The organism is Dyella sp. (assembly GCF_035685805.1).
In the GTDB taxonomy this organism is placed as follows: domain Bacteria; phylum Pseudomonadota; class Gammaproteobacteria; order Xanthomonadales; family Rhodanobacteraceae; genus Dyella_A.
In genome coordinates, this window is the sequence record NZ_DASSAB010000043.1 from 122233 (window position 1) to 147125 (window position 24893).

Here is a 24893-nt window from a genome sequence, read left to right on the forward strand (position 1 = left end):
CCCAGTCGGGCGGGCAGCAGCGTTCGTCCGCAGGGTCGCAGAACGGATCGTCGCAACAGGCGAAGCATTGAGCCTGCGGCGCCGGATCGCATCGCGGACCGGACCGGCCCGCGATGCGACCGCCGGTGACTGCATCAACGGACGGGTGTGCTGATGGACATGCGTGCCGCCACGGTGCCTGCGCCGACGTTGCGACGTCCGAAGCGGGCTCGCGGCATCCGCGTGCTCGGTGCGGGCGCGTTGGTGGCTGCCGGATACATGGACCCGGGCAACTGGGCCACCGACGTCCAGGCCGGTGCGGGCCACGGTTATGCGCTGCTGCTGGTGGTGGTACTGGCGAGCCTGGTGGCGATGGTGCTGCAGGGCGTGGCGGCGGCGCTGGGCGCGGTGACCGGCCACGACCTCGCGCGATGGTGCCGCGAGCGCTTGCCGCGGCCGACCGTGGTGCCGATGTGGTTGATGTGCGAGGCGGCCATCGTCGCCTGCGACCTCGCCGAAGTGGTGGGCGCGGCGGTGGCGCTGCGCATGCTATTGCATGTGCCGCTCTGGCTTGGCGTGCTGCTGTCGACCCTGTTGATGGTGCCGTTCATCTGGCTGCAGCAGCGCGGTCGCCACTGGCTGGTGGCTGGCGTGATGGTGCTGCTGGGCGTGGTGATGGTGGCGATGGGGGTGCAGCTTTTCGCCGCCGCCCCGCGACCGCACGAGATGCTCGCCGGCATGCTGCCGGACCCCGCGCAGTGGCGGCACGGCGACACGCTCTGGCTCGCCGCGGGCATCGTCGGCGCGACCGTGATGCCGCACAACCTCTACCTGCATTCGTCGCTGACCACGCCGGTGGCGCGCTCGCCGCGCACGCAATTGCGCGCGGGGCTGCGGCGGATCGCGCTGGACAGCGCGGTGTCGCTGGGACTGGCGATGGCGGTGAACGTGGCGCTCTTGGTGCTGGCCGCGGCGGTGTTCCATGCCCACGGCGTCCGCCAGGTCGGCGACCTGGCCGAGGCAAGCCGGCTGATCGACCACCTGCTGCCGCAGCAGTGGGCCGGCATGCTGTTTGCGCTGGCGCTGCTGGCCTGCGCGCTCAACGGCATGGTTACCGCCACGCTGGCTGGGCAGATCGTGATGGAAGGTTTTCTCGACCTTCGCATGTCGCTGCCGCGCCGCGCGTTGATCACGCGCGGCCTGGCGCTAGGGCCTGCGCTGGCGGGCGTGCTGGTGTTCGGCTCGCACGGCTCTACGTCGCTGCTGGTCGGCAGCCAGGTGGTACTGAGTCTGCAACTGCCGCTGGCGGTGGTTCCGCTGCTGTGGCTGGCGGGAGACCGTGCCGTGATGGGCGGCCACCGCATGGGTCGGGTACTCAAGAGCGCCAGCTGGGCGATCGCCGCGGTGCTGGTGGCGCTGAACGTGGTGCTGCTGTGGCAGACGGTGGCGGCGCCGGCCAGCCCGTGAACGGTGCCTGCCGCCATGCGAGCGGGCGGGGTCAGCTGTTGGCTTCGTGCTCGCGCATGCGCCGCCCGCGCCAGCGCATCAGCGGCCGCGCGGTGACGCCGTGCAGCACCACGCTCAGCACCACGGTGGTGATCGCCAGTGCGGTGACCATGCCCGACTCGTCGTCGTTGAGTCCGTGGGTGAGTGCGTACGCCATGTAGTTGATGGTGCCGATGCCACGGACCCCCAGCCAGCCCATCAGCAGCCGCCGCGGCCGGGGAATGCCCGCACCCACCGTGGAGAGGTAGACCGACAGCGGCCGCACCAGCACGAACAGCAGCAGCGCCACGGCAATCGCCTGCAGGCTCCAGTGCCGCGCCACCGCCGCCCCGGTGGCGAACACCAGCACCGCAGCCAGGATGCGCTCCAGCGTGTCGCCGAAAGACAGCGCATCGAACACCACCCGGCCGATCGATTCGGCCGGCCCGGACTCGTCGCCGACCTTGCCGCGCTTGACCAGGAACTCCGCCGGCGCGTGCCCGCCGCCGACGTCGTCGGGAGATGCCTGGTCGCCTGATGACACGCCGTGCCGGTGCGGATGCCGGGCCACGATCATCAGCTCGGCGTGACGCAGGCCGACGCCGGCAGAGAACGCGGCCAGGAACGTCGACGCCGACAGCGATTCGGCCGCCGCGTACGCCAGCATCATGATCGCCATTGCCAGGAAATCGCTGGGCGCCGTGTCGTTGGTGAGCGACTTGATCCGCGTGCCGAGCAGGCCCAGGCCCCAGCCGATGCCGCCGCCCACGGCCACGCCCACCGGCAGTGACCACGCGATGTTGGCGAAGAACCAGTGGCCGAGCGCGCCATCGGACACGCTGCCGGTGTGGTCCAGCAGCAGCAGCGCCAGGATCAGGAACGGCAGCGCCGCGCCGTCATTGAGGCCGGCTTCGCCGGAGAGCGCGCCCCGCATGGCGTCATGGTCGGAGGCATCGTCCACAGCCACGATGCTGGCCAGCACCGGGTCCGTAGGCGCAATCATCGCTCCGCACAGCAGGGCCAGCTCCCACGGCGTGCCGAACAGCAGGTGCATCGCCACGCAGACGCCACCGATGCACAACAGCATGGCCGGAAACGCCAGTCGCCACGCCGTGCGCCAAGCCACGTGGCGAAAGCCCACGCGCAGCTTCAGTCCGCCGATGAACAGCGACACCACCAGTGCCAGCTCGCTGGCCAGCGCCACCCATTCGGGATGCTTCGGAAAATCGATCCACACCTGATCGAGGAACCACGGCCCGCCGACGACACCGGCCGCGAGAAAGATCCAGAACGAGGTGATCGGCAGGCGCCGGATCCAGCCCGTGGCCAGTCCGGCCAGCAAAAGCAGCACGCCGCAGGCGGCGATCCAGGCAGTCAGGCCCATGGTGCGCACTCCTTGTGGGTGACGGCATGGATGGAGACGCGGGGTCGAAGCGCCTTTTGGAGATGCAGAAGCCGGCCGGCGCTCATGCGGACGGACGCGCGTGGGCGGCAGGCGTGTCGGGCGTACCGCGCGCCTGGGCCAGCCCGTGGCTGAGCTCGGCCCCCATCAGCACGATCAGCGAGGCGTAGTACACCCACATCAGCAGCACCACGATGGCGCTGGCGGGCCCGTAGGCGCCGCCGATCTTGGACTTCTCGATGTACAGGGCGATCAGGAACTTGCCGCCCATGAACAGCAGCGTGGTCAGCAGCCCGCCGCGCACCGCGTCGCGCCACGCCACGCGCACGTCGGCGAGAAACCGGTACATCGCTCCGAACGCCAGCCACAGGGCGAACAGCGCCACCACGTTCTCCAGCGCCAGCCACCACACGCTGTCGCGCGGCACCACCAGGCTGATCAGCGTGGTGAGCGAAAACGACACCACCACCAAGAACCCCACCCCCACCAGCACGCCGATCGCGCGGGCGCGCGCCAGCAGCCAGCCGGTGAGCGCCTTGCCCGGCTCCGGCTCCACGTTCCACACGCGGTTGAGGCTGTTCTGCATCTGCGCGAACACCGCCGAGGCGCTGAAAAGGGTGATGCCGAGGCCCACCACGCCGAGCAGGTGGCCCAGCTGGGGGCGGTCCTTGGCGCTGTGGATCACCAGTCGCGCCGCGGCTGCGCCGTCTTCGCCGACGATCGCGGCCATGGTCTGGATCAGCTGTTGCTCCAGCCCGGGGCGGATCGCCGACACCGCCCAAAGCACCAGTACCAGTACCGGTGCGAACGAGAAAGCCGAGTAGAACGCCAGCGCCGCGGCGCGGGTAAACAGTTCATCGTCCCAGAAGCCGGAAAAGACTTTGCGGATCAGGTGAACACCCTGCTTGATCGAAAACATGCCGAAGAAGGTCCTGCCGGGGAACGCGCGGGCGGATGGCCGACGACGCTAGCATCGCGCCCGGTAGTGAGTGCGTGAGCGCGGCGGCAATGGCCGGTGGACGGCTGGCAGCCGTCGGCGCGCCGAGGGGGGCGGGGCCCACGCTGCGCAGGCTGGCCTTCGCAAGGACGTCACATGGCTGAACCGTTGCCGGCCAATAGACATAGTTCTAACGGGAAACCGGTTAAAAAAAGCGGTGAAGTACAGCCCGCTTGGACGCGCATCGACATGACTGCCATTTTGCTAGTGGAAGACGAACCGGCGGTCCGCGAGGTGACCGCGACCCTGCTGCGCCATTGCGGCTTCGTCATGCACACCGCCGCCACGCCCGACGAGGCACTCGCCGTGGTGGCGCGCCACCCGATCGATATCCTGCTCACCGACGTCTACCTGCTGGGCCACTCCGACGGCTACAGCATGACCCGGCAGCTGCGCAGCCAGGGGTGGAAGGGCCGCGTGATCTTCACCTCCGGCGATCCCGACGCCATCGATGCCGCCCGGCTGGAGGACGAAGACGCGCCGTTCCTGCCCAAGCCCTACGGCCGAAACATGCTGCTGGAGGCGATCCGGGAGCTCGAGCGCAGCTGACGCGCCCGGCGGACTCGCTCAACGGTCTCTCCCGGCGCTCCTGCGCACGGCAGGACCGCTCAGCGCCGCGCACGCGGCCGCTTCAGCAGGGCGATCAACGACTGGGCGTCGAACGGCGCATGCACTTTCGCGTCATTGTCAAAATACACGTAGACGTCGCGCGGCTGCACCGGTGCGTCGCTGCCGGATACCCGCACCGCGTCGGGCGACTGCTCGCCCCGTTCCCAGTACCCGATGCGTCGTGCCCAGGCGCGCAGCGCCTGGTCGCCGTAGCCGCTGCTGTAGAGCTCGGTGTCACCATGCAGCCGCACGTAGACAAAGTCCGCGGTGAGATCGTGCATCACCGGATGAAGGCCCGCGGTGTCCGCCGCCACCAGCGCCACCTGGTGCCGCCGCAGCTGGTCCACCAGCGCCGGATCGATGAAGCTCGCGTGGCGCACCTCCACCGCGTGGCGCAGCGGACGCGACTGCAGAACCTCCAGATGCGGATCGGCCACGCGGTGGTCGTGGTCGCGCGCCAGCATGGCCGCCTGCGCGGTGGTGCGTGGCAGCGCCTGCAGGAACGACTCGAACAGCTCCGGCTGCCAGCGGAAGTTCGGCGGGAATTGCCACAGCAGCGGGCCGAGCTTTTCCTCCAGCGCCAGCACGCCGGACGCAAGGAAGTTGGCGAAGGGGCCGTCGATCTCCCGCAGCCGCTTCACGTGCGTGAGGAACCGTGGCGCCTTCACCGAGAACACGAAATGCTCCGGCGTCTCGGCGTACCACTGCCGATACGAGCGCGCCTTCTGCAGTGAATAGAACGAGCCGTTGAGCTCGATGGTGGGAAACAGGCCGGCGGCGTACGCCAGCTCCCGGCGCTGCAGCAGATCCTCCGGATAGAACGTGCCGCGCCAGCCCTTGTAGCGCCAGCCCGAGATGCCCACGCGCACGCTCACGGCCGTGCTCCGGCCCGCGCGTGACGGCGTTGTCTCGCGCATCGTGCCGCGCATGGCCGCCTTGGCTCGCCATGCACGCTGCGTGGATCGCATCGCGTCCACTGTGGGCGATGGCGCGGTGGTGAATACCGTGCGCCGCCCTTCACCTGCCCAAGGAGCGAGCCGCAATGGCACAGCAGGCTTCCGCGCAAGCCGATATCCCGGTACTCGATTGCGTCGTGATCGGCGCCGGCCCGGCCGGCCTCACCGCGGCGACGTACCTGGCGCGCTACCGGCGCCGGCTGCTGGTGCTCGATGCCGGCGCGAGCCGAGCGCGCTGGATTCCGGCCAGCCACAACTGCCCCGGGTTCCCGATGGGCGTGGCGGGCGATCGGCTGCTGGCGCGCTATCGCGAGCAGGCACTGCGCAGCGGGGTGGTGATTCAGCGTGCCCGGGTGGAGGCCGTCGCGCGGGCGGACGATGCGGGGCCCGAGCAGGCGTTCACCATCGATGGCAGGACGGAAGGTCGCGCCGCACGCTGGCGGGCGCGCCACGTGGTGCTCGCCACCGGCGTGGTCGATCGCCTGCCCGCGATGGAACATCGGGACGAGGCGATCGCGCAGGGCGTGTTGCGACTGTGCGCGGTGTGTGACGCCTACGAGGCGCGCGACCAGCGCATGGCGGTGCTGGGCAAGGAGCTGGAGGCCACGCTCGGCCACGCCCGTTTCCTGCGCACGTTTTCGCGCAGCGTCACTGCGCTGGTCACCGGCGGCGACGCGGCGGTGCGCGTGGAAAGCGTCGACGAGGGCATCTCGCTGCGCTGCGGGCCGGTGCAGCTGGCGCTGGTCGACGGCGAATGCGCGGTTCGTTTCGCCGACGGCAGCACGTGCAGCTACCAGACGCTCTATCCCGTGCTGGGGGCCGTGCCCCAGGCCGGCATGGTGCAGGCGCTGGCACCGCAGGCGGACGCGCAGGGCGCGCTGCGGGTGGGCGATCACATGGAAACCAGCGTTCCGGGGTTGTACGCGATCGGCGACCTGGTCAGCGGGCTCAACCAGATCAGCGTGGCGGTCGGCCATGCCGCGCTGGCTGCCACGGCGATCCACCGCGCGTTGCCACCGCGATTCGCCTGAGCCGCAGGCAGGCGAATGTGCGGCACGCGCGTGAACCGCTGGGGACAACGCCGTCCAGCGGACCGTGCGGGCGCGGCTCACCCGCAAATGCAGCAGCTCTCCACGCCGCGGCTGCGGCGCCATCTGCTCACGCGTCGCCGCCCGTGTGCTTGCGCTGGTGATTGTCCTGTCCCACATCGTTGCGCGCATTGCCGGAGGCGTCGGTGTCTTCCGGTCGCTTGGGCACCTTGGAGTGGCGGTCGGCCTGCGACTCGTGCGCGGGCGGCGACGCGTCACCGGACTTCGGGTCCCTGTGCTGCGGGTGATCTTTCTGCGGGCTCATCTGGGTTTCTCCATGCGGGGAGGATCCAGCGGATCACGATGCGGTTGCAGCGCTGGTGAACGCACTGCGATGGCGTGACGACGTGAGTAGCGGTCTGCGCCCGGAGCGTCCTTCTACCTCTCTCACCGTTGCCATTCGCACGTTCCTTCGGTTTCGTGCACAGCCAGACACGCGCTGTTGACCGCTGACTTACACCACCGCTCGCACCATCGCTGGAGGCGGTGAAGCGGGCGGCGGTGCGGTAGCCGTGCCATATCGGCGCTGCGCAATCGGTCGGGCCTGCCACGACGGCGCGTCAGCAGACCCGGGTGATCACGCCGTGGCGAACGCATGTCATCAGCCCCATCGCGGCGCCGCACCCGTGCCGCCAGGGCTTGGCCTTGCCGCCCATTGCACGCAAACCAAAGGAGCCCCTCATGAGCCAGACCGTCGGCGATTTCCTGCTTCAGCGCCTGTCCGAGTGGGGCGTGAAGCGCATCTTTGGCTACCCCGGCGATGGCATCAACGGGATCATGGGCGCGATGGGTCGTGCCGCCGACCGCTTCGACTACGTGCGGGTGCGGCATGAAGAAATGGCTGCCTTCATGGCCGGGGCGCACGCCAAGTTCACCGGCGAGGTGGGTGTGTGCATGGCGACCTCCGGCCCCGGCGCGATCCACCTGCTGAACGGCCTGTACGACGCCAGCATGGACCACATGCCCGTGGTCGCCATCGTCGGCCAGCAGGCGCGCAGCGCGCTCGGCAGCGACTACCAGCAGGGGGTCGACCTGCAGACCTTGTTCAAGGACGTCGCCGGCTATGTGGAAACCGTTATGGCGCCCGCACAGGTGCGCCACGTGGTGGATCGCGCCATGCGCATCGCCGCGGCCGAGCGCTGCGTGACCTGCGTGATCGTGCCCAACGACCTGCAGGAGATGAAGGCGGTGCCCAGCCCGCCGCGCGCACACGGTGACGTTTACTCCGGCGTCGGCTATGCCCCTGCGCATCCGCAGCCGTCCGCACACGACCTGCAGCGCGCTGCCGAGGTGCTCAACGCGGGCAAGCGCGTGGCGATCCTGATCGGCGCCGGTGCCCTTCATGCAGGCGAGGAGGTGATCGCGCTGGCGCGTCACCTGGACGCCGGCGTGGCCAAGGCGCTGCTGGGCAAGGCGGCATTGCCGGACGACCTGCCGTTCGTCACCGGCTCGATCGGCCTGCTCGGCACCAAGCCCAGCTGGGAGCTGATGAACGACTGCGACACCCTGCTGATGATCGGCACCACGTTCCCGTATTCGGAGTTCCTGCCGCCGGACGGGCAGGCGCGCGCGGTGCAGATCGACATCAATCCGCGCAACGTGTCGATGCGCTACCCGACCGAGGTCAACCTGATCGGCGACAGCGCCCAGGTGATCCGCGCGCTGTTGCCGCTGCTGCACCGGAAGGACAACCCCGACTGGCGCGAGCGGATCGAGGTGAACGTGCGCAAGTGGTGGCGCGCGCTGGAGGCCAAGGCGATGGAGCCGGCCGACCCGATCAATCCGCAGCGCATTTTCTGGGAGCTGTCGCCGCGCCTGCCGGGCAACGTGATCATCTGCGGCGACTGCGGTTCGCACACCAACTGGTATGCGCGCGACGTCAGGATCCGCCAGGGCATGATGGCGTCGCTGTCGGGCAAGCTGGCGACCATGGGCAGCGGCATGCCTTACGCGATCGCGGCGAAGATGGCCCACCCCGAGCGGCCGGTGCTGGCGATCGTCGGCGACGGCGCCATGCAGATGAACGGCAATGCGGAACTGATCACCGTCAAGCAGTACTGGGAGCGCTGGAGCAACCCGTGCTTCGTGGTGATGGTGCTGGCCAACCACGATCTCAATCAGGTCACCTGGGAGCAGCGCGCGCTGGCCGGCGACCCCAAGTTTGCCGCGGCGCAGGACGTGGAGGATTTCCCCTACGCGGAGTACGCCCGCATGCTGGGCTTCAAGGGCATCCGGGTGGAACGGCCCGAGGACATCGCCGCCGCCTGGGAGGAGGCGTTCGCCGCCGACCGTCCGGTGCTGCTCGAGTTCATCGCCGATCCGGACGTGCCGCCGTTGCCGCCGCACATCCGCTGGGCGCAGGCCAAGGCGTACATGACGGCGCTGGCCAAGGGTGATCCGGACGAGCTGGGCATCATCCGCCAGAGCCTGCGCGACATGATGGCCGGGCTGCTGCCGGGCGATTCGAAAAACGCATGAGCGCGCCGGCCGCCCCCATCGAACGGGTCGAGGCGGTGGCCTACCGCATACCCACCGACCAGCCCGAAGCCGACGGCACGCTGGAATGGTGCTCGACCACCCTGGCGATCGCCCGCGTGCATGCCGGTGGCGAATGCGGCCTGGGTTACACCTACGCCCATCGCAGCGCGGTGGCATTGATCGGCGAGCCGCTGCGCGGGGTGTTGCTGGGCGGCGATCCGATGGATATCGACGGCCTGTGGCAGGCGATGCAGCGCGCGCTGCGCAACATCGGCCGGCCCGGCGTGGGGATGATGGCGGTGGCTGCGCTGGATCACGCGCTGTGGGATCTGCAGGGACGCCTGCTGCAGCGTCCGGTGGTGGACCTGCTGGGCCGCCGCCACCGCGCCGTGCCCGCCTACGGCAGCGGCGGCTTCACCTCGTACGGGCCGGATCGCCTGCAACAGCAGCTCGCCGGTTTCGTGGCGCAGGGTCTGGCGCGGGTGAAGATCAAGGTCGGTGCCGACCCCGCGCATGATCCGGCACGGCTGCGGCTGGCGCGCGAGGCAATCGGCGAGAAGGTTGCCCTGATGGTCGACGCCAACGGCGCCTACGACCGCGCGCAGGCGCCGCGCGAAGCCGAACGCTTCGCCGCCCATGGCGTGTGCTGGCTGGAAGAGCCGCTCAGCTCCGACGACCTCGACGGCCTCGCCGCGCTGCGCAGCACGCTGCCGGCGGGGATGGACCAGGCCGCGGGTGAGTACGGCTGGGACGGCTGGTACTTCGAGCACATGCTGGCCGCCGGTGCGGTCGACGTGCTGCAGGTGGACAGCACCCGCTGCGGCGGTTTCAGCGGGTTCGTGCGGGCCGCGGCACTGGCCGACAGCCATGGCATCGCCGTCTCCGCGCATTGCGCGCCGCACCTGCACGCGCACGTGTGCAGCGCGGTGGGGAACCTGGCGCACGTGGAGTACTTCCACGACCACGTGCGCATCGAGTCGATGTTCTTCGACGGCTTGCCGACGCTGCGCGACGGCGCGCTGTGGGTGGACTCTACGCGGCCCGGGTTGGGCCTCACCCTGAAACAGCCGGACGTGGAGCGTTTCCGGATCACCGCCTGATCGCCGACCGCCTGTTTTTCCGACATCCGACCACTGGAGGAGCCATGCACGCCGCACCCGCCCATCCGCGCCCCGGCGAAGGCACCGGTCGCGACGCCCGCGCCTGGCCGGATGCGCAGGCTGCCGCACTGGCCGCGGCGCTGACGCAGGCGGTGCGTGGCGAGGTGCGCTTCGACGCCGGTACCCGCGGCATGTATGCCACCGACGGCTCGATCTACCGCCAGGTACCGATCGGCGTGGTGGTGCCGCTGGACGTCGACGACGTGCTGGCGACGCTGCGCGTGTGCCACGCGCACGATGCGCCGGTGCTGGCGCGTGGTGGCGGCACCAGCCTGGCAGGCCAGTGCTGCAACGTGGCGGTGGTGATGGACTGCTCGCGCCATCTGCGCGAGATCCTCTCGCTCGATCCGCAGGCCCGGCTGGCCCGCGTGCGGCCCGGCTGCATCCTCGACGCCCTGCGCGACGCGGCCGAGCGTGTGCACCTCACTTTTGGCCCGGATCCATCCACTCACGCGCACAACACCCTGGGAGGCATGGTCGGCAACAACTCCTGCGGCGTGCACTCGGTGATGGCCGGGCGCACCGCCGACAACGTGCGCTCGCTGGACATCGTCACCTACGACGGCGTGCGCATGCGCGTGGGCGCCACCAGCGAGGAGGAGCTGGAGCAGATCATCCGCGAAGGTGGCCGGCGCGGCGAGATCTACGCGGGCCTCAGGGCGATCCGCGACCGCTATGCCGACGAGATCCGCCGCCGCTATCCGCGCATCCCGCGGCGGGTCTCCGGCTACAACCTCGACCAGCTGCTGCCGGAGAACGGCTTCCACGTGGCGCGCGCGCTGGTCGGCAGCGAAGGCACCTGCGTGACGGTGCTGGAGGCCGAGCTGGAACTGGTGCCGAGCCCGCGATCGCGCACGCTGGTGGTGCTGGGGTATCCGGACATCTTCGAGGCCGGCGACCACGTGCCGGCGATCCTCGCGCACCAGCCGATCGGTCTCGAAGGCATCGACGCGATGCTGATCGACAACATGAAGCGAAAGCACATGCATCCGCGCGACCGCAAGCTGCTGCCGGAGGGCAAGGGCTGGTTGATGGTCGAGTTCGGCGGCGATGACAAGGACGAGGCCGACCGCAAGGCGCGGGCCATGATGGATGCGCTGGCGCGCGAAGCCAGCCCGCCGTGCATGAAGCTGTTCGACGACCAGGCGGAGGAGGCACTGCTGTGGCAGGTGCGCGAGTCAGGGCTTGGCGCCACCGCGCGCGTGCCCGGGCGGCGCGACACCCACCCGGGCTGGGAGGACGCGGCCGTGCCGCCGGACCAGGTGGGCGCCTACCTGCGTGACTACCGCGCGCTGCTGGACAAGTACGACTACGACTGCGCGTTGTACGGCCACTTCGGCGACGGCTGCATCCACTGCCGCGTGAACTACTCGCTCGACACGCCGGCGGCGGTGGCGCAGTGGCACGCGTTCATGGAGGAGGCCTCGGACCTGGTGCTGAGCTACGGCGGCTCCAACTCGGGCGAGCACGGCGACGGCCAGATCCGCGCGTGGCTGCTGCCGAAGATGTTCGGCGAGGAGTTGATGCAGGCGTTCGCGCAGTTCAAGGCGCTGTGGGACCCGAGCGGGCGGATGAACCCGGGCAAGGTAGTCGATCCGTATCCGCCCGACGCCGACCTGCGCCGCGGACCGAGCTACCAGCCGCCGCGGCTGGGGACCGAGTTCGCCTACCCGGACGACGACATGAGCTTCGCCCGCGCCACCACCCGCTGCGTGGGCGTGGGCAACTGTCGCAACCAGAGCGGCGGCGTGATGTGCCCCAGCTACCGCGCTACCCAGGAGGAGCGCTATTCCACCCGCGGTCGCGCGCGTCTGCTGTTCGAGATGCTCGAAGGTGATCCGCTCGATCACGGCTGGCGCAGCCCGGCGGTGCACGAGGCGCTCGACCTGTGCCTGGCCTGCAAGGGCTGCAAGAGCGACTGCCCGATCAACGTGGACATGGCCACCTACAAGGCCGAGTTCATGTCGCACTTCTATCGCGGCCGGCTGCGTCCGCGCACCGCCTATGCGATGGGGCTGATCTACTGGTGGGCGCGGCTGGGCTCGCGGGTGCCGCGGCTGACCAATGCGCTGCTGCGCGCGCCGGGGCTGTCGCGGCTGAGCAAGTTCATCGGCGGCATCGCGCAGCGGCGCACCATGCCCAGCTTCGCCACCCGGACCTTTCGCGCCTGGTTCGCCGGGCACGAGCCGGCCAACCCGCACGGCCCGCCCGTGCTGCTGTGGCCGGACACGTTCAACAACTACCTGCATCCGCAGCCGCTGCAGGACGCCGTACTGGTGCTGGAGGCCGCCGGCTACCGGGTACAGATGCCGCAGGCCGAGCTGTGCTGCGGCCGGCCGCTGTATGCCGAAGGCATGCTCGACCTGGCGCGCCACCAGCTGCGCGACATCCTGCATGCGCTGGCCGGGCCGATCGACGCGGACGTGCCGGTGGTCGGGCTGGAGCCGTCCTGCGTGACCAGCTTCCGCGACGAGCTGCCGCGCCTGTTTCCCGGCGACGAGAAGGCGCTCTGGCTGAGCCGCAATACCTTCATCTTCAGCGAGTTCATCGAGCGCAGCGGCTACCTGCCGCCGCCGCTGCGGCGCAAGGCGCTGGTGCACGCGCACTGCCATCACCACGCGGTGCTCGGCACCGCGGCGGAGAAGCGCCTGCTCGGGCGGCTCGGCCTGGACGTCACCTGGCTGGACGCCGGCTGCTGCGGCATGGCCGGTTCGTTCGGCTTCGACGCGCGCAAGGTGGATGTATCGGTGCGCGTGGGCGAGCTGCAGCTGCTGCCGGCGGTGCGTGCCGCGGCGCCTGACACGCTGATCATCACCAACGGTTTCAGCTGCCGCCAGCAGATCGCCCAGTGCACCGGGCGGCAGGCGCTGGACGTGTCGCAGGTGCTGGCGATGGCGGTGCGCCAGGGTCCGCCCCATCTGCTGCCCGTGCCCGTCTCGCTCACTGATCCACGCGCGGCCGATGCGGTGCGCTGACCCGGCCGCGGTCTGCGCGCCGCGCCTTTTCCGACCTTCACCGAGGAGCCACACCATGAGCCAGTCGCATCCACCCGCGCCGATCGGCAACACCCGCTGGGCCATCGCCGAGGGCTACATCCCGCCGGAAAGCACGCACGGCGGTGACCCACGCTTTGTCAGCCACGAAACCGCGTGCCTGCTCAACGCCAACGACGCCGAAGCGCACGTGTCGATCACGCTGTACTTCACCGATCGCGAGCCGGTCGGGCCGTACCGGGTGACGGTGCCGGCGCAGCGTACCCGGCACGTGCGCTTCAACGACCTGCGCGATCCCGAGCCGGTGCCGCGCGACACCCCTTACGCCAGCGTCATCGAGTCGGACCTGCCGGTGGTGGTGCAGCACACCCGGCTGGACTCGCGACAGCCCGCGCTGGCCCTGCTCAGCACCATCGCCCATCACGCATCCGCCCACTGAAGGAGATCGCCATGCCTCTGCGCCCCCGTCGCCGCACGTCCGAAGTCGTTGTCATCACCGGAGCCTCGGCCGGTGTCGGCCGCGCCACCGCCCACCGGTTCGCCCGCGCTGGTGCGCGCGTCGCCCTGATTGCCCGTGCCAGCGAAGCGCTGGACAGCGCCGCGCAGGAAGTGCGCGAACTTGGCGGCCAGGCGCTCGCGATACCGCTGGACGTGGCCGATGCCGACGCCGTAGAAGCGGCGGCCGAACGCATCGAGTCCGAACTCGGCCCCATCGACGTGTGGGTAAACGCGGCGATGGCGACCATCTTCGCCCCGGTCAGCGAGATCCGGCCGGCCGAGTTCCGCCGCGCGACCGAGGTGACCTACCTCGGCACCGTGCACGGCACCATGGCCGCGCTCAAGCGCATGCGCTCGCGCAACCGCGGGCACGTCGTGCAGGTGGGTTCTGCGCTGGCTTACCGGGCGATTCCGCTGCAGTCGGCCTACTGCGGGGCCAAGTTCGCCATCCGCGGGTTCACCGACGCGCTGCGGGTGGAGCTGATGCACGAGCGCTGCGCGGTGGGGCTGACGATGGTGCAGCTGTCGGCCTTCAACACGCCGCAGTTCCAGTGGGCACGCACGCGGCTGGCGTGGCGGCCGCAACCGGTGCCGCCGATTTTCCAGCCGGAGGTGGCTGCCGATGCGATCTACTGGGCGGCCCATCATCGGCGGCGCGAGCTGTGGGTGGGGTTTCCCGCGGTCAAGGCGATCCTCGGCAACGCGCTGGCGCCGTGGCTGGCCGACCGCAAGTTGGTCAAGCAGGGTTACTCCGGCCAGATGAGCGACCAGCGGTTGCCGGAGCCGCGGCCGGACAACCTGTTCAAGGCGGTGCACGATGACTACGGCACCCACGGCCGCTTCGACCACCGCGCGCGCGCATCGAGTCCGCAGCTGTGGCTGACCACGCACCGGCCGGCGGTAGTCGCCGGCGCGCTGACCATGGCCGCCCTGGTGGCGCGGCGCCTGTGGGGATCGCGTCGCCAGCGGGGGTCCATGCGGTGAGCTGCCCCGTGGATTGGTACCGGCCGCGCCCGGTCGGCCGGTGCCTGCGATGCGCCGGCACGGTGCGCCGGTGAGCCGCATCGAGCACTACGCGCTGCTGGGCGACGGCCGCAGTGCGGCGCTGGTTGGCCGCGATGGTTCGATCGACTGGTTGTGCTGGCCGCGGATCGGCTCCGACACCTGTTTCGCGGCACTGCTGGGCGAACACCGGCACGGCCGCTGGCTGCTGGCCCCTGCCGAAAAGGCGGCGGTAGCCCGGGTGGAGCGGCACTACCGCCGCGGCACCGCCACGCTGGAAACGCGCTGGCACACCGCCGATGGCGTGGTCGAGGTGAGCGAGGCGATGCCCTGGCGCAGCGAGCGCACCAGCGTGGTGCGCAGCGTCCGCTGCGTCTCCGGATGTGTGCCGATGCGGTTGGAGCTGCGTGCGCGCTTCGACTACGGCAAGGCGCTGCCCGGCATCCGCCGTCATGACGGGCGCTGGCAGCTGGTGATGGGGCCGATCGCGCTTTGGCTGGACACCGACGTAAAGCACCTGTCGCTCGACGCGGAGGGCGATGCGGTGTGCGGCGAGTGGCTGCTGCGCGAGGGCGATAACAGCTGCTTTGCATTGCAGTGCACCGCCTCGGTGGAGCGTGCGCCCGCGCCGATGGACGCCACGCAGGCCCTCGCCGACAGCGATGCGTTCTGGACCGATTGGGCAGACGCGGTGCAGCCCGGTGACGGCCCGCACGCCGATGCGGTCCTGCGCTCGCTGGTGACGTTGAAGGCGCTCACCGAGCGTGACGGTGGCGGCGTCGCGGCGGCGGCCACCAGTTCGCTGCCCGAATGCATCGGGGGCAAGCGCAACTGGGACTACCGCTACGGCTGGCTGCGCGACGCGAGCTTCACGCTGCTGGCGTTCGCCGGGGCCGGCCTGCGGCAGGAGGCGGCGCAGTGGCGCAACTGGCTGATGCGCTGCATCGCCGGGCACCCGGCGCAGCTGCAGATCATGTACGGGCTGGACGGACGCCGCCGGATCGACGAGTGGGTGTGCGACTGGCTGCCCGGATACGAGCAGTCCGCTCCCGTGCGCTTCGGCAACGGCGCGGCCAAGCAGGTGCAGGTCGATGTCTACGGCGAGGTGCTCAACGCGCTCTACCACGCCCGTCGCCACGGCCTGGCACCCGATCCCGATACGTGGTCGCTGGAGTGTGCGCTGGTGGAGCACCTGGCCAACGTGTGGCGGGAGCCGGGGCACGGCATCTGGGAGATGCGCGGCGCGCCGCGAGTGTTCACCCACTCGCGCGTGATGGCGTGGGTGGCGGTGGACCGCGCGCTGCGCAGTGCGCGGGAATTCGGCCACAGCGCGCCGCTGGCGCGGTGGGAGGCACTGGCCGGCAGCATCCGCGAAGACGTGCTGGCGCACGGCATCGACCCGTTACGCGGATGCTTCACGCAGTGCTACGGGCAACCTGCGCTGGACGCGAGCCTGTTGCTGCTGCCGATCTACGGATTCCTGCCCGCCGATGATCCACGCATCGCCGCCACCGTGCGGGCGATCGAGTCGGAGCTGGATGAGGGCAACGGGTTGCTGATGCGCTACCGCCACACCGACGGCAACGACGGCCTGGAGGGCGGCGAGGGCACGTTCATCGCCTGCAGCTTCTGGCTGGCGCACGTGAAACACCTGCAGGGTCGCCACGACGAAGCGCGGCAGTTGCTGTCGCGCTTGCTGGCGCTGTGCAACGACGTCGGCCTGCTGTCGGAGGAGTACGACGTGGGCGCAGCGCGCCTGTGCGGCAACTTTCCCCAGGCGCTCTCGCACGTGGCGCTGATCAACACCGTTCGGGCGCTGGGCGAGGGCTGAGGGCGACGCGCCGGCGCGGATCGCCGGCGCCATCGCGCGGGTGAGTAGGCCCTGGCGTCAGGCGAATCTCACGACGACGGCTGCGGCTTGGCGTCCGGGTCGTTCTGCGGCTGCCGCGGCGCGTCCGGCGCGGGATGGCCTTTGCCGCCCTGCGGATCTTTCGGGTGGCTCTCGTCGTAGCCGGATTTTTTCGGCGGGGTGCTGTTCTGGCTCATGGAATCCTCGCGTTCGAGTTCGGCTTGGCGTCCATGCAGCGTGGCATCGGCGCGGCGCACGCGGGGTGAATGCGCGCCGCTGCTCCGCTTCGCCAGAGCCCCAGCCCGGACCAGCGGGCCGGAGCAGCGGGGAACCGCGGTGCAAACGGGCCGTAGACGGAATCCGCACGGCGCCGTGAGCCCGGCGCGACCACCATGGATTACCACCCGCTGATCCGGAGAGCCCCATGACCACGCCCCCTCGCGATGTCCGCAAGACCGGTTACCCCTCGATGGACGAGGACGAGCAGAGCCGCGCCAGCGGTGACGGCAACGACTTCGACCAGGGCAGCCGCACACCGCGCAACAAACATGAGCGCTCGGGCAAGCAGAGCGACTTCGAGAAGCGCCACGAGGGAACTACCGAAGTACCGCACGGCTGAGTTGGGTGCCGTTTCCGCCGAGGGTTGTCCTGTGCGCCCCGGTGTGTGGCGGACGCCCGACCTGATTGACGAGTCGGGCGCGTCCATGGATCGCGGTACGCCGCAATGTCGTGAGCGCGACGCGCAAACGCCGGCGAGCCATCGCGGCTCGCCGGCCTCGCACGGCACTTACGGCGTGGGTCCGCCCATCACCGGAAGGATGGCGCCGGAGATGTAGCTGGCGCAGACCGGCGACGCCAGGAACACGTACGCGGGGGCCAGCTCCTCCGGCTGCGCGGGACGGCCCATCGCGCTGGACTTGCCGAAGTCCACGATCTTGTCCGCCGGCGCGTCGGCCGGATTCAGCGGCGTCCACACCGGGCCCGGCGCCACGGCATTCACGCGGATGCCCTTGTCGGCAAGGTTCGCGGCGAGCGCCTTGGTGAAAGCGTGGATGCCGCCCTTGGTCATCGAGTAGTCCAGCAGCACCTTGTTGCCGAACAGCCCGGTTTCCGAGCCGGTGTTGATGATGCAGTCGCCGCTGGTCAGGTGGGGCAGGGCGGCCTTGGCCATGTGGAAGTAGCCGTAGAGATTGGTGCGCAAGGTGGTGTCGAAACGCTCCTCGCTGACATCCTCCAGGCGCTCGGCGTGCTGCTGGAAGGCGGCGTTGTTGACCAGCACCGACAGCTTCTCGAATGCATCCACCGTCTGCGCCACCGCCCGCTCGCAGAATTCCCGATCGCGCACGTCGCCGGGGATGAGCAGGCACTGCCGGCCCTCCGCTTCCACCGCCTGCTGGGTCTCCTGCGCATCCTCGTGCTCGTCCAGATAGACGATCGCCACGTCGGCGCCCTCGCGTGCGAACAGCACCGCCACCGCACGGCCGATGCCGGAATCGCCGCCGGTGATCAGCGCGGCCTTGCCCTCGAGCTTGCCGCTGCCGCGATACTCCGGCGCCTTGTAGCGCGGACGCGGCTCGAGATCCTTCTCCAGGCCCGGCTTGTTGAGATGCTGCGCCGGCAATGGATTAGTCGGCTCCTTCGGTGCATGCACTTCCTGGGAGGACTTGGCCGATGCCGCCTTGCCACGCGTTGCGGCAGGCTTGTCCGGCTTGGATGATCGGTCTCGGGTCATGTCGTACTCCGTGGAAAGACGAAGTCTCGATGCTGGTCGGCGCAGCGTCCGGCGCGGGTGAACGCCCGGTGGAACGCGCTTGACGCCCGACCCCAAACCGCGCCCTGCGCAATGGAAAAGTGATCGGATCGCGGCCCCGCTTCGACGCCCGTTGAACGGGGCCGATGCGAGCATCGATGACGGTTGCCGCGGACATCGCGGCATGCCTTTTTTCATATCGGCGTCGCCGCAGGCCGATGCCAGGAGGAGCCTCATGACATCCACATCCAAGACCACCACCAACCACGACGAGATCCGTCAGTGGGTCGAGATGCACGACGGCAAGCCGGCCTGCGTGAAAGGGACCGGCTCGGACAATGATCCCGGCATCTTGCGCATCGATTTCCCGGGCGGCGCCGGCGAGGAATCGCTCAACCACATCAGCTGGGACCAGTGGTTCAAGAAGTTCGACGACACCGATGTCGCCTTCCTCTACCAGCAGCACAAAAGCTCCGGCGAAGACAGCACGTTCTTCAAGCTCGTCAACCGCGATAACTGACTGCTGAAAGCCGAGTAGACAAGAAAGGCCGCCTGCATGGGCGGCCTTTTCTTATTTGCCGGCAACTCGTTTGGCGGCCGCGCGTGATTGGCCTGACGTTCCTGCATGGCGCAGAATCAGACGCCGCCGGGGATGGCGGCACCAGGGGAACATCGTGAAGCGAACGGGATGGCTTGGCGCGGCGGCGCTGCTGACGGCGTGTGCACCGCTGACAATCAAGACCAGCGATGTCGTGTCTGCGGGCAGCGGCAACTATCTGGTTGTGGCCAAACCCAGCGACAACACGGACTGGAGCGACATTCAGCTCAAGGCGCTGGCCGCTGCCAACGCCTGGTGCGACGCGAGGGGCGAGCAAATGCAGCAGGTCAACGTGGAGACCCACGGTGCTGCCCACTGGGGGCAGCAGTCCTATGGCCTGACGTTCCGCTGCGTGGCGCGCTGATCACGTCATATCGTGCTGTCGCTGGGGGCAAGCCCCGTTGCGGATGCCTGAGATTCGCGCGTCCCGCGCCATGTGGCACAAGGCCCGGGACGCACCGCGGCTAACCACGCTAGCTCGCCCGTGGTATCCGCAAAACAAAAAGGCCACCCGTTGGGGAGGCCTTTTCGTCGATCAGATGGTGGGCGGTACAAGGATCGAACTTGTGACACCTGCCGTGTGAAGGCAGTGCTCTACCGCTGAGCTAACCGCCCGCCGAGAGCGCGCAAATATACGGGGTGTGATGGCCGCGGTCAACGGGGATCGCGTCGATCCCGATGGCCGGTCGCTGAACGGCCTGCCGCGACGGTGCCGGCCGGATTGCTAGACTGTCGCGCCCACGCTGCCCGGATCTGCCCTGATGGACCTGCTTCAACTCGAACTCGGCCACATCCTTGCCGCCTTGAAGAGCTTCGAGGTGACGCCGTGGAAGGCCGTGGGCCTGGCCGGCTCGCTGATGTTCACCAGCCGCTGGTTCGTGCAGGTGTACTACACCCGCAAGCTCAAGCGGGTGGTGATGCCGCTGGCGTTCTGGTGGCTGTCGGTGTGCGGCAGCGCATTGCTGCTGGCCTATTTCATCGTGGGCAAGAACGACTCGGTCGGCATCCTTTCCAACTTCTTTCCGGCGTTCGTATCGATCTACAACCTGGTCGTGCACATGCGCGAGGTGAAGCGGCGCAAGGCGGTCCCGGGCGAAGCCTGAGCGGCCTCGCTGCCGGTCATTCCGGGTCGTAGTCCAGGCTCGGCGCCAGCCAGCGCTCCGCCTGCTCGCGGGTCCAGCCCTTGCGCCGCGCATAGTCGTCGACCTGTTCGCGGGTGATCCGGCCCACCACGAAGTACTGGCTGTCCGGGTGCGCGAAGTACCAGCCGGACACCGCGGCGGCTGGGTACATCGAGAAGCCGTCGGTGAGGGTGATGCCGGCATGGCCGGGCGCATCCAGCAGCTCGAACAGCGCGGTTTTCTCGGTGTGGTCGGGGCAGGCCGGATAGCCCGGCGCCGGGCGGATGCCGCGGTATTTCTCCGCGATCAGCGCGTCGTTCGGCAGCGACTCGTCCGGCGCATAGCCCCAGAACTCGCGGCGCACGCGCTGGTGCATGCGCTCGGCGAACGCCTCGGCCAGACGGTCGGCCAGCGCCTTGAGCAGGATCGCCGAATAGTCGTCGTGCGCCGCTTCGAAGCGAGCCACGTGCTCCTCGATGCCGATGCCGGCGGTCACCGCGAAGCCGCCGAGCCAGTCGCGCTTGCCGGACGCTGCTGGGGCGATGAAGTCGGACAGGCAGAAGTCCGGCCGTTCGACCGGCTTGTCGACCTGCTGGCGCAGGTGATGGAGCGTGCGTCGGGTGCCGTTGCCGGTATCCAGCTCGATGTCGTCACCGGTGCTGGCGGCGGGCCAGAAGCCGATCACGCCGCGGGCGGTGAGCCATTTTTCGGCAATCAGCGTGTCCAGCATCTTCTGTGCGTCGGCGAACAGTTCGGTGGCCTGCGTGCCCACGATCTCGTCGCCGAGGATGTCGGGATAGCGGCCGGCCAGCTCCCAGGCGTTGAAGAAGGGTGTCCAGTCGATGTAGTCGCGCAGCTCGCCCAGGTCGTAGTCGTTGAACACGTGCAGGCCGGGCTGTTTCGGTTCGGCCGGCTCATAGGCCTGCCAGTCGCTATGGAAGCGCTGGCCGCGGGCCTTTTCCAGCGAGACCAGCTGCTTGCCGGGGCCGCGATTTCGGTGGCGTTCGCGCACGTCGGCGTATTCGGCGCGCACCTTGCTCATGAACGCGTCGACCAGCTCCTTGCTGAGCAGCGACTGCGCCACGCCGACGGCGCGCGAGGCGTCCTTCACCCACACCGTGGGGGACTTGTAGTGCGGCTCGATCTTCAGCGCGGTGTGTGCGCGCGAGGTGGTGGCGCCGCCGATCAACAGCGGCAGGTGGAAGTCCTGCCGCTGCATCTCGCGGGCGACCTGGCTCATCTCTTCCAGCGACGGCGTGATCAGCCCGGACAGGCCGATGATGTCGGCCTTGTGCTCGCGCGCGGCGTCGAGAATCTTCTGCGCCGGCACCATCACGCCCAGGTCGATCACCTCGAAGTTGTTGCAGCGGAGCACCACGCCGACGATGTTCTTGCCGATGTCGTGCACGTCGCCCTTCACCGTGGCCATGATGATGGTGCCGTTGTTCTTGCCGGCGTCGCCGGTGCGCAGCTTCTCTTCCTCGATGTAGGGAATGAGGTGGGCGACCGCCTTCTTCATCACGCGGGCGGATTTCACCACCTGCGGCAGGAACATCTTGCCGGCGCCGAACAGGTCGCCGACCACGTTCATGCCGTCCATCAGCGGGCCCTCGATCACGTCCAGCGGACGGGATGACAGCTGGCGGGCTTCCTCGGTGTCCTCCACCACGAACTGGTCGATGCCGTGCACCAGCGCGTGGCTTAGGCGCTCGCGCACGGGCTTGTCGCGCCAGGCCAGCGTCTCGACCACCGCCTCGCCCTTCTTGGCCTTGAAGCGCTCGGCGATCTCCAGCAGCCGCTCGGTGGCGTCGTCGCGACGGTTCAGCACAACGTCCTCGACGCGCTCGCGCAGCTCGTCGGGAATGTCGTCGTAGATGGTCAGCGCGCCGGCGTTGACGATGCCCATGTCCATGCCGGCACGGATCGCGTGGTACAGGAACACCGAGTGGATCGCCTCGCGCACGGTGTTGTTGCCGCGGAACGAGAACGACACGTTGGAGACGCCGCCGGAGACATGGCTGAGCGGGAAGCGCTTCCTCAGCTCGCGGGTGGCCTCGATGAAGTCGACCGCGTAGTTGTTGTGCTCCTCGATGCCGGTGGCGATGGCGAAGATGTTCGGGTCGAAGATGATGTCCTCGGGCGGGAAATCGAGCTTCTCGGTCAGCAGCGCGTAGGCGCGCGAGCAGATCTCGACCTTGCGCGCGCAGGTATCGGCCTGGCCGACCTCGTCGAACGCCATCACCACCGCGGCGGCACCGTACTGCTGTACCTTGCGCGCCTGTTCGAGAAATGCTTCCTCGCCTTCCTTCATCGAGATGGAATTGACCACGCCCTTGCCCTGCAGGCAGCGCAGGCCGGCCTCGATCACCGTCCACTTGGACGAGTCGACCATCACCGGCACACGGGCGATGTCGGGCTCGGCGGCGATCAGGTTGAGGAAGCGGGTCATCGCCGCCTCGGAGTCGATCAGGCCCTCGTCCATGTTGACGTCGATGATCTGCGCGCCGTTCTCCACCTGCTGGCGCGCCACCTCCACCGCCTCGTCGTAGCGGTCTTCCTTGATCAGCTTCTTGAACTGCGCCGAGCCGGTGACGTTGGTGCGCTCGCCCACGTTGACGAACAGCAGGTCGGGCGTGATCACCAGCGGCTCAAGGCCGGACAGGCGGGTGTAGCGAGGTGCTTGGTTGCTCATGCGGCTTGCTGCTTCTCGCTGGGGAGCTGGCGCGGCGCGCAGTCACGCACGGCGTCGGCAATTGCCTTGATGTGGGCCGGGGTGGTGCCGCAGCAGCCGCCGACCAGGTTGAGCAGGCCGTCGCGGGCGAAACTGCCGATCACGCTGGCCATCTGCTCGGGCGACTCGTCGTACTCCCCGAACGCATTGGGCAGGCCGGCGTTGGGATGCGTGCTGACGAAGCCGTCGGCAATGTTTGCCAGGGTCTGGATGTGCGGTCGCAGGTCGGCGGCGCCCAGCGCGCAGTTGAGGCCCACCGACAGCGGCCGGGCATGCTGCACGGAGTAGTAGAACGCCTCGGCGGTCTGGCCCGAGAGGGTGCGGCCGGAGCGGTCGGTGATGGTGCCGGAGATCATCACCGGCAGCCGTCCGCCGCGCGCGCGGAACAGTTCGCTCAGCGCGAACAGCGCGGCCTTGGCGTTGAGCGTGTCGAAGATCGTCTCGACCATGATCACGTCGGCGCCGCCGTCGATCAGCCCGCTGGCGGACTCGGTGTAGTTGGCTGCCAGCTCATCGAACGACACGTTGCGGAAGCCCGGGTCGTTGACGTCGGGCGACAGCGAGGCGGTGCGGCTGGTGGGGCCGAGCACGCCGATCACGAAGCGCGGCTTGTCCGGCGTGCGTTGCTCCATCGCATCGCAGGCCGCCCGTGCCAGCGCCGCACCCTCGCGGTTGAGCTCGTAGGCGAGGTGCTCCAGGTGGTAGTCGGCCTGGCTGATGCGGGTGGAATTGAAGGTGTTGGTTTCGACCAGGTCGGCCCCGGCCTCCAGGTACGCGGTGTGCACGCCTCGGATAATCTCCGGGCGGGTCAGCGTGAGCAGATCGTTGTTGCCCTTGAGGTCGCAGGCGCCGGGGTGGTCGTGGGCGTGGGTGCTGTCGTGGCCACCGGCGAAGCGCTCGCCGCGGAAGCCGCTCTCGTCCAGCTGGTGGCCCTGCAGCATGGTGCCCATGCCGCCGTCCAGGATCAGGATGCGCTGGCGCAACGCGTGTTCGAGCATCGCGACGCGGTCGGGGTGGAGCCAGGGCAGGGTGGTCATGCGGCGGTCCTCGGCAGGGGTGGTGGGCGCGTGCTCACGGCTTGCGCGCCAGCAGGCTGATCACTTCGAAGTGCGGTGCCTTCCGCTCGCGGCTGAGCCGGTTGGCGCTGAGCACCTCCAGCCCCGCCGCCTGCGCAAAGCCCGCGAGCTGGTTTTCGGAAAACCCGAGGTTGCGGTGGTCGAACGGCTCCACCGCGGCACGGTGGTCGTGTTCGCCCAGCGTCACCGCCAGCAGCCGGCCGCCGGGACGCAGTACGCGTGCGGCCTCGGCGACCGCCACGGCCGGCTGCTCGGCATAGGTGAGGGCGTGCAGCATGAGCACCAGGTCGAAGCGGTGCTCGCCAAGGTCCAGTGCCTGCATGTCGCCCTGGCGCACCTGCACGTTGGCGAACGCCGCCAGCCGGCGCGTGGCCGCCTCGACCACCCGCTCGCTGGAGTCCACGCACAGGATCGAGCGCGCGTGCGGCGCCAGCAGTTCGGCGGTGATGCCGTCGCCGGAGGCGATGTCCAGCACGTCGCCGGTTTCCAGCAGCTGCAGCAGCGAGCGGGCCAGGGTTTCCCAGGTGCGACCGGGCGAGTAGTGGCGCTCCATGTCGCCGGCCACCGTGTCGGCCCAGCCTTCCTCGCCGGCGCGTTTGGCCAGCACGGCGGGCACGCGCGCGGCGTCCTCGCGCAGCAGCGCGTCATCGATGCTTTCGCGCAGCGACCGCAGCAGTGCGTGCTGGTGCTCCTCGCCCTCGTTGTTGGCGCGGTAGTAGGCCGAGACGCCGGCGCGGCGGTCGCGCACCAGGTTGGCCTCCTTGAGCTTGGCCAAGTGGGTAGACACACGCGGCTGCGCCAGGTGCAGTACCGCTGCCAGCTCGGCCACGGTGAGCTCCTCGCTCTCCAGCAGGGCAAGAAGCCGCACCCGGGTCGGGTCGGCGAGCAGGCGAAGCACGCTGGAGGCGGTCGCCAGATCCATGATCATCCCTTTATCGCGATACAAAGATAAGCAAGGCTAGGCCTGCATCGCGGGGGCGTCAAGGGCTGCCGCCGGGACGGCGCACCGGCGGTTGCCGAACGGCGGCGTGGGGCACGTGGCGGCGCGAGCGAGCCCCGCCCGAAGACCGGCGTGTGCTGCGACTGCACAAAGCCGTGAGGGGCAGGCAGGCTAAAATGAA

At 69.3% G+C, this 24893-nt stretch carries 22 protein-coding genes and 1 tRNA gene; 13 read left to right on the forward strand and 10 right to left on the reverse strand.

Annotated features, from left to right (window positions below; translation table 11 throughout):
- The first annotated feature begins 153 nt into the window (after positions 1 to 153).
- A complete protein-coding gene (locus VFG40_RS12810) occupies positions 154 to 1446 on the forward strand; it encodes an Nramp family divalent metal transporter (protein WP_324898055.1) in 1293 nt (430 codons plus the stop codon).
- Positions 1447 to 1477: 31 nt separating this feature from the next.
- On the opposite strand, the gene VFG40_RS12815 is transcribed toward VFG40_RS12810, so the two are convergent.
- Both VFG40_RS12815 and VFG40_RS12820 read right to left on the reverse strand, forming a co-directional pair.
- Positions 1478 to 2848: a cation:proton antiporter gene (locus tag VFG40_RS12815; RefSeq protein WP_324898057.1), complete on the reverse strand. Its 1371-nt coding sequence runs from the start codon at positions 2846 to 2848 to the stop codon at positions 1478 to 1480.
- 82 nt (positions 2849 to 2930) lie between these two features.
- Positions 2931 to 3785 (reverse strand): YihY/virulence factor BrkB family protein, encoded by an 855-nt coding sequence (locus VFG40_RS12820; RefSeq protein ID WP_324898059.1) that lies wholly within the window; start codon positions 3783 to 3785, stop codon positions 2931 to 2933.
- A gap of 267 nt (positions 3786 to 4052) precedes the next feature.
- On the opposite strand from VFG40_RS12820, the gene VFG40_RS12825 reads away from it, so the two are divergent.
- Positions 4053 to 4412, forward strand: coding sequence for a response regulator (locus tag VFG40_RS12825; protein ID WP_324898061.1), 360 nt, complete (start codon positions 4053 to 4055; stop codon positions 4410 to 4412).
- Between the two features lie 59 nt (positions 4413 to 4471).
- Here the strand turns inward: VFG40_RS12825 and VFG40_RS12830 are convergent, their stop codons facing one another.
- A complete protein-coding gene (locus VFG40_RS12830; RefSeq protein WP_324898063.1) occupies positions 4472 to 5347 on the reverse strand; it encodes a DUF72 domain-containing protein in 876 nt (291 codons plus the stop codon).
- 167 nt (positions 5348 to 5514) lie between these two features.
- Between VFG40_RS12830 and VFG40_RS12835 the strand changes: the two genes are divergently transcribed.
- Positions 5515 to 6459, forward strand: a complete 945-nt coding sequence (locus VFG40_RS12835) for an NAD(P)/FAD-dependent oxidoreductase (protein WP_324898065.1) — start codon at positions 5515 to 5517, stop codon at positions 6457 to 6459.
- A 127-nt stretch (positions 6460 to 6586) separates the two neighbouring features.
- Here the strand turns inward: VFG40_RS12835 and VFG40_RS12840 are convergent, their stop codons facing one another.
- Positions 6587 to 6781, reverse strand: coding sequence for a hypothetical protein (locus VFG40_RS12840; protein WP_324898067.1), 195 nt, complete (start codon positions 6779 to 6781; stop codon positions 6587 to 6589).
- A gap of 416 nt (positions 6782 to 7197) precedes the next feature.
- Here VFG40_RS12840 and VFG40_RS12845 point away from each other — a divergent pair, with 416 nt between their 5' ends.
- The 6 genes from VFG40_RS12845 (at position 7198) to VFG40_RS12870 (ending at position 16478) form a co-directional block, all read left to right on the forward strand.
- Complete coding sequence (locus VFG40_RS12845) at positions 7198 to 8994, forward strand: thiamine pyrophosphate-requiring protein (protein WP_324898069.1); 1797 nt, start codon at positions 7198 to 7200, stop codon at positions 8992 to 8994.
- Positions 8991 to 10094, forward strand: a complete 1104-nt coding sequence (locus VFG40_RS12850; RefSeq protein ID WP_324898071.1) for an enolase C-terminal domain-like protein — start codon at positions 8991 to 8993, stop codon at positions 10092 to 10094. The genes VFG40_RS12845 and VFG40_RS12850 overlap by 4 nt, the downstream gene beginning before the upstream one ends.
- A gap of 44 nt (positions 10095 to 10138) precedes the next feature.
- Positions 10139 to 13129 (forward strand): FAD-binding and (Fe-S)-binding domain-containing protein, encoded by a 2991-nt coding sequence (locus VFG40_RS12855; protein ID WP_324898074.1) that lies wholly within the window; start codon positions 10139 to 10141, stop codon positions 13127 to 13129.
- 55 nt (positions 13130 to 13184) lie between these two features.
- Complete coding sequence (locus VFG40_RS12860; protein WP_324898076.1) at positions 13185 to 13586, forward strand: sensory rhodopsin transducer; 402 nt, start codon at positions 13185 to 13187, stop codon at positions 13584 to 13586.
- Positions 13587 to 13597: 11 nt separating this feature from the next.
- Positions 13598 to 14629, forward strand: a complete 1032-nt coding sequence (locus VFG40_RS12865) for an SDR family oxidoreductase (RefSeq protein ID WP_324898078.1) — start codon at positions 13598 to 13600, stop codon at positions 14627 to 14629.
- A 70-nt stretch (positions 14630 to 14699) separates the two neighbouring features.
- Positions 14700 to 16478 (forward strand): glycoside hydrolase family 15 protein, encoded by a 1779-nt coding sequence (locus VFG40_RS12870; RefSeq protein WP_324898079.1) that lies wholly within the window; start codon positions 14700 to 14702, stop codon positions 16476 to 16478.
- Positions 16479 to 16546: 68 nt separating this feature from the next.
- Here VFG40_RS12870 and VFG40_RS12875 read toward each other — a convergent pair whose 3' ends face one another.
- Positions 16547 to 16753, reverse strand: coding sequence for a hypothetical protein (locus tag VFG40_RS12875; protein WP_324898081.1), 207 nt, complete (start codon positions 16751 to 16753; stop codon positions 16547 to 16549).
- Positions 16754 to 16920: 167 nt separating this feature from the next.
- On the opposite strand from VFG40_RS12875, the gene VFG40_RS12880 reads away from it, so the two are divergent.
- The gene (locus tag VFG40_RS12880; RefSeq protein WP_324898083.1) at positions 16921 to 17115 is read left to right on the forward strand and encodes a hypothetical protein; all 195 of its coding nucleotides are present in this window, start codon (positions 16921 to 16923) and stop codon (positions 17113 to 17115) included.
- A 168-nt stretch (positions 17116 to 17283) separates the two neighbouring features.
- Here the strand turns inward: VFG40_RS12880 and VFG40_RS12885 are convergent, their stop codons facing one another.
- A complete protein-coding gene (locus tag VFG40_RS12885) occupies positions 17284 to 18273 on the reverse strand; it encodes an SDR family oxidoreductase (RefSeq protein ID WP_414649297.1) in 990 nt (329 codons plus the stop codon).
- 208 nt (positions 18274 to 18481) lie between these two features.
- Between VFG40_RS12885 and VFG40_RS12890 the strand changes: the two genes are divergently transcribed.
- Together VFG40_RS12890 and VFG40_RS12895 are read left to right on the forward strand one after the other, a co-directional pair.
- A complete protein-coding gene (locus VFG40_RS12890) occupies positions 18482 to 18766 on the forward strand; it encodes a hypothetical protein (RefSeq protein WP_324898087.1) in 285 nt (94 codons plus the stop codon).
- A gap of 154 nt (positions 18767 to 18920) precedes the next feature.
- Positions 18921 to 19208, forward strand: coding sequence for a hypothetical protein (locus VFG40_RS12895; RefSeq protein ID WP_324898089.1), 288 nt, complete (start codon positions 18921 to 18923; stop codon positions 19206 to 19208).
- Positions 19209 to 19384: 176 nt separating this feature from the next.
- On the opposite strand, the gene VFG40_RS12900 is transcribed toward VFG40_RS12895, so the two are convergent.
- A tRNA-Val gene (locus VFG40_RS12900) sits at positions 19385 to 19459 on the reverse strand.
- Positions 19460 to 19605: 146 nt separating this feature from the next.
- Between VFG40_RS12900 and VFG40_RS12905 the strand changes: the two genes are divergently transcribed.
- A complete protein-coding gene (locus VFG40_RS12905; protein WP_324898091.1) occupies positions 19606 to 19947 on the forward strand; it encodes a lipid-A-disaccharide synthase N-terminal domain-containing protein in 342 nt (113 codons plus the stop codon).
- A gap of 16 nt (positions 19948 to 19963) precedes the next feature.
- Here VFG40_RS12905 and metH read toward each other — a convergent pair whose 3' ends face one another.
- Genes metH through VFG40_RS12920 form a run of 3 tightly spaced genes read right to left on the reverse strand, consistent with a single transcriptional unit; the run spans position 19964 to position 24694 of the window.
- Positions 19964 to 22657, reverse strand: a complete 2694-nt coding sequence (metH, locus tag VFG40_RS12910) for a methionine synthase (RefSeq protein WP_324898093.1) — start codon at positions 22655 to 22657, stop codon at positions 19964 to 19966.
- The gene (locus VFG40_RS12915; protein WP_324898095.1) at positions 22654 to 23733 is read right to left on the reverse strand and encodes a homocysteine S-methyltransferase family protein; all 1080 of its coding nucleotides are present in this window, start codon (positions 23731 to 23733) and stop codon (positions 22654 to 22656) included. Before VFG40_RS12915 ends, metH begins: the two co-directional genes overlap by 4 nt.
- 34 nt (positions 23734 to 23767) lie before the next feature.
- The gene (locus VFG40_RS12920; protein ID WP_324898097.1) at positions 23768 to 24694 is read right to left on the reverse strand and encodes a metalloregulator ArsR/SmtB family transcription factor; all 927 of its coding nucleotides are present in this window, start codon (positions 24692 to 24694) and stop codon (positions 23768 to 23770) included.
- Positions 24695 to 24893: the final 199 nt, after the last annotated feature.

Excerpts from the sequence above, each read along its gene's own strand:
- VFG40_RS12810 (WP_324898055.1), top strand. The coding sequence starts at position 154 with ATGGACATGCGTGCCGCCACGGTGCCTGCGCCGACGTTGCGACGTCCG.
- VFG40_RS12815 (WP_324898057.1), bottom strand. The coding sequence starts at position 2,848 with ATGGGCCTGACTGCCTGGATCGCCGCCTGCGGCGTGCTGCTTTTGCTG.
- VFG40_RS12820 (WP_324898059.1), bottom strand. The coding sequence starts at position 3,785 with ATGTTTTCGATCAAGCAGGGTGTTCACCTGATCCGCAAAGTCTTTTCC.
- VFG40_RS12825 (WP_324898061.1), top strand. The coding sequence starts at position 4,053 with ATGACTGCCATTTTGCTAGTGGAAGACGAACCGGCGGTCCGCGAGGTG.
- VFG40_RS12835 (WP_324898065.1), top strand. The coding sequence starts at position 5,515 with ATGGCACAGCAGGCTTCCGCGCAAGCCGATATCCCGGTACTCGATTGC.
- VFG40_RS12840 (WP_324898067.1), bottom strand. The coding sequence starts at position 6,781 with ATGAGCCCGCAGAAAGATCACCCGCAGCACAGGGACCCGAAGTCCGGT.
- VFG40_RS12845 (WP_324898069.1), top strand. The coding sequence starts at position 7,198 with ATGAGCCAGACCGTCGGCGATTTCCTGCTTCAGCGCCTGTCCGAGTGG.
- VFG40_RS12850 (WP_324898071.1), top strand. The coding sequence starts at position 8,991 with ATGAGCGCGCCGGCCGCCCCCATCGAACGGGTCGAGGCGGTGGCCTAC.
- VFG40_RS12855 (WP_324898074.1), top strand. The coding sequence starts at position 10,139 with ATGCACGCCGCACCCGCCCATCCGCGCCCCGGCGAAGGCACCGGTCGC.
- VFG40_RS12860 (WP_324898076.1), top strand. The coding sequence starts at position 13,185 with ATGAGCCAGTCGCATCCACCCGCGCCGATCGGCAACACCCGCTGGGCC.
- VFG40_RS12865 (WP_324898078.1), top strand. The coding sequence starts at position 13,598 with ATGCCTCTGCGCCCCCGTCGCCGCACGTCCGAAGTCGTTGTCATCACC.
- VFG40_RS12880 (WP_324898083.1), top strand. The coding sequence starts at position 16,921 with ATGACCACGCCCCCTCGCGATGTCCGCAAGACCGGTTACCCCTCGATG.
- VFG40_RS12890 (WP_324898087.1), top strand. The coding sequence starts at position 18,482 with ATGACATCCACATCCAAGACCACCACCAACCACGACGAGATCCGTCAG.
- VFG40_RS12905 (WP_324898091.1), top strand. The coding sequence starts at position 19,606 with ATGGACCTGCTTCAACTCGAACTCGGCCACATCCTTGCCGCCTTGAAG.
- metH (WP_324898093.1), bottom strand. The coding sequence starts at position 22,657 with ATGAGCAACCAAGCACCTCGCTACACCCGCCTGTCCGGCCTTGAGCCG.
- VFG40_RS12915 (WP_324898095.1), bottom strand. The coding sequence starts at position 23,733 with ATGACCACCCTGCCCTGGCTCCACCCCGACCGCGTCGCGATGCTCGAA.
- VFG40_RS12920 (WP_324898097.1), bottom strand. The coding sequence starts at position 24,694 with ATGGATCTGGCGACCGCCTCCAGCGTGCTTCGCCTGCTCGCCGACCCG.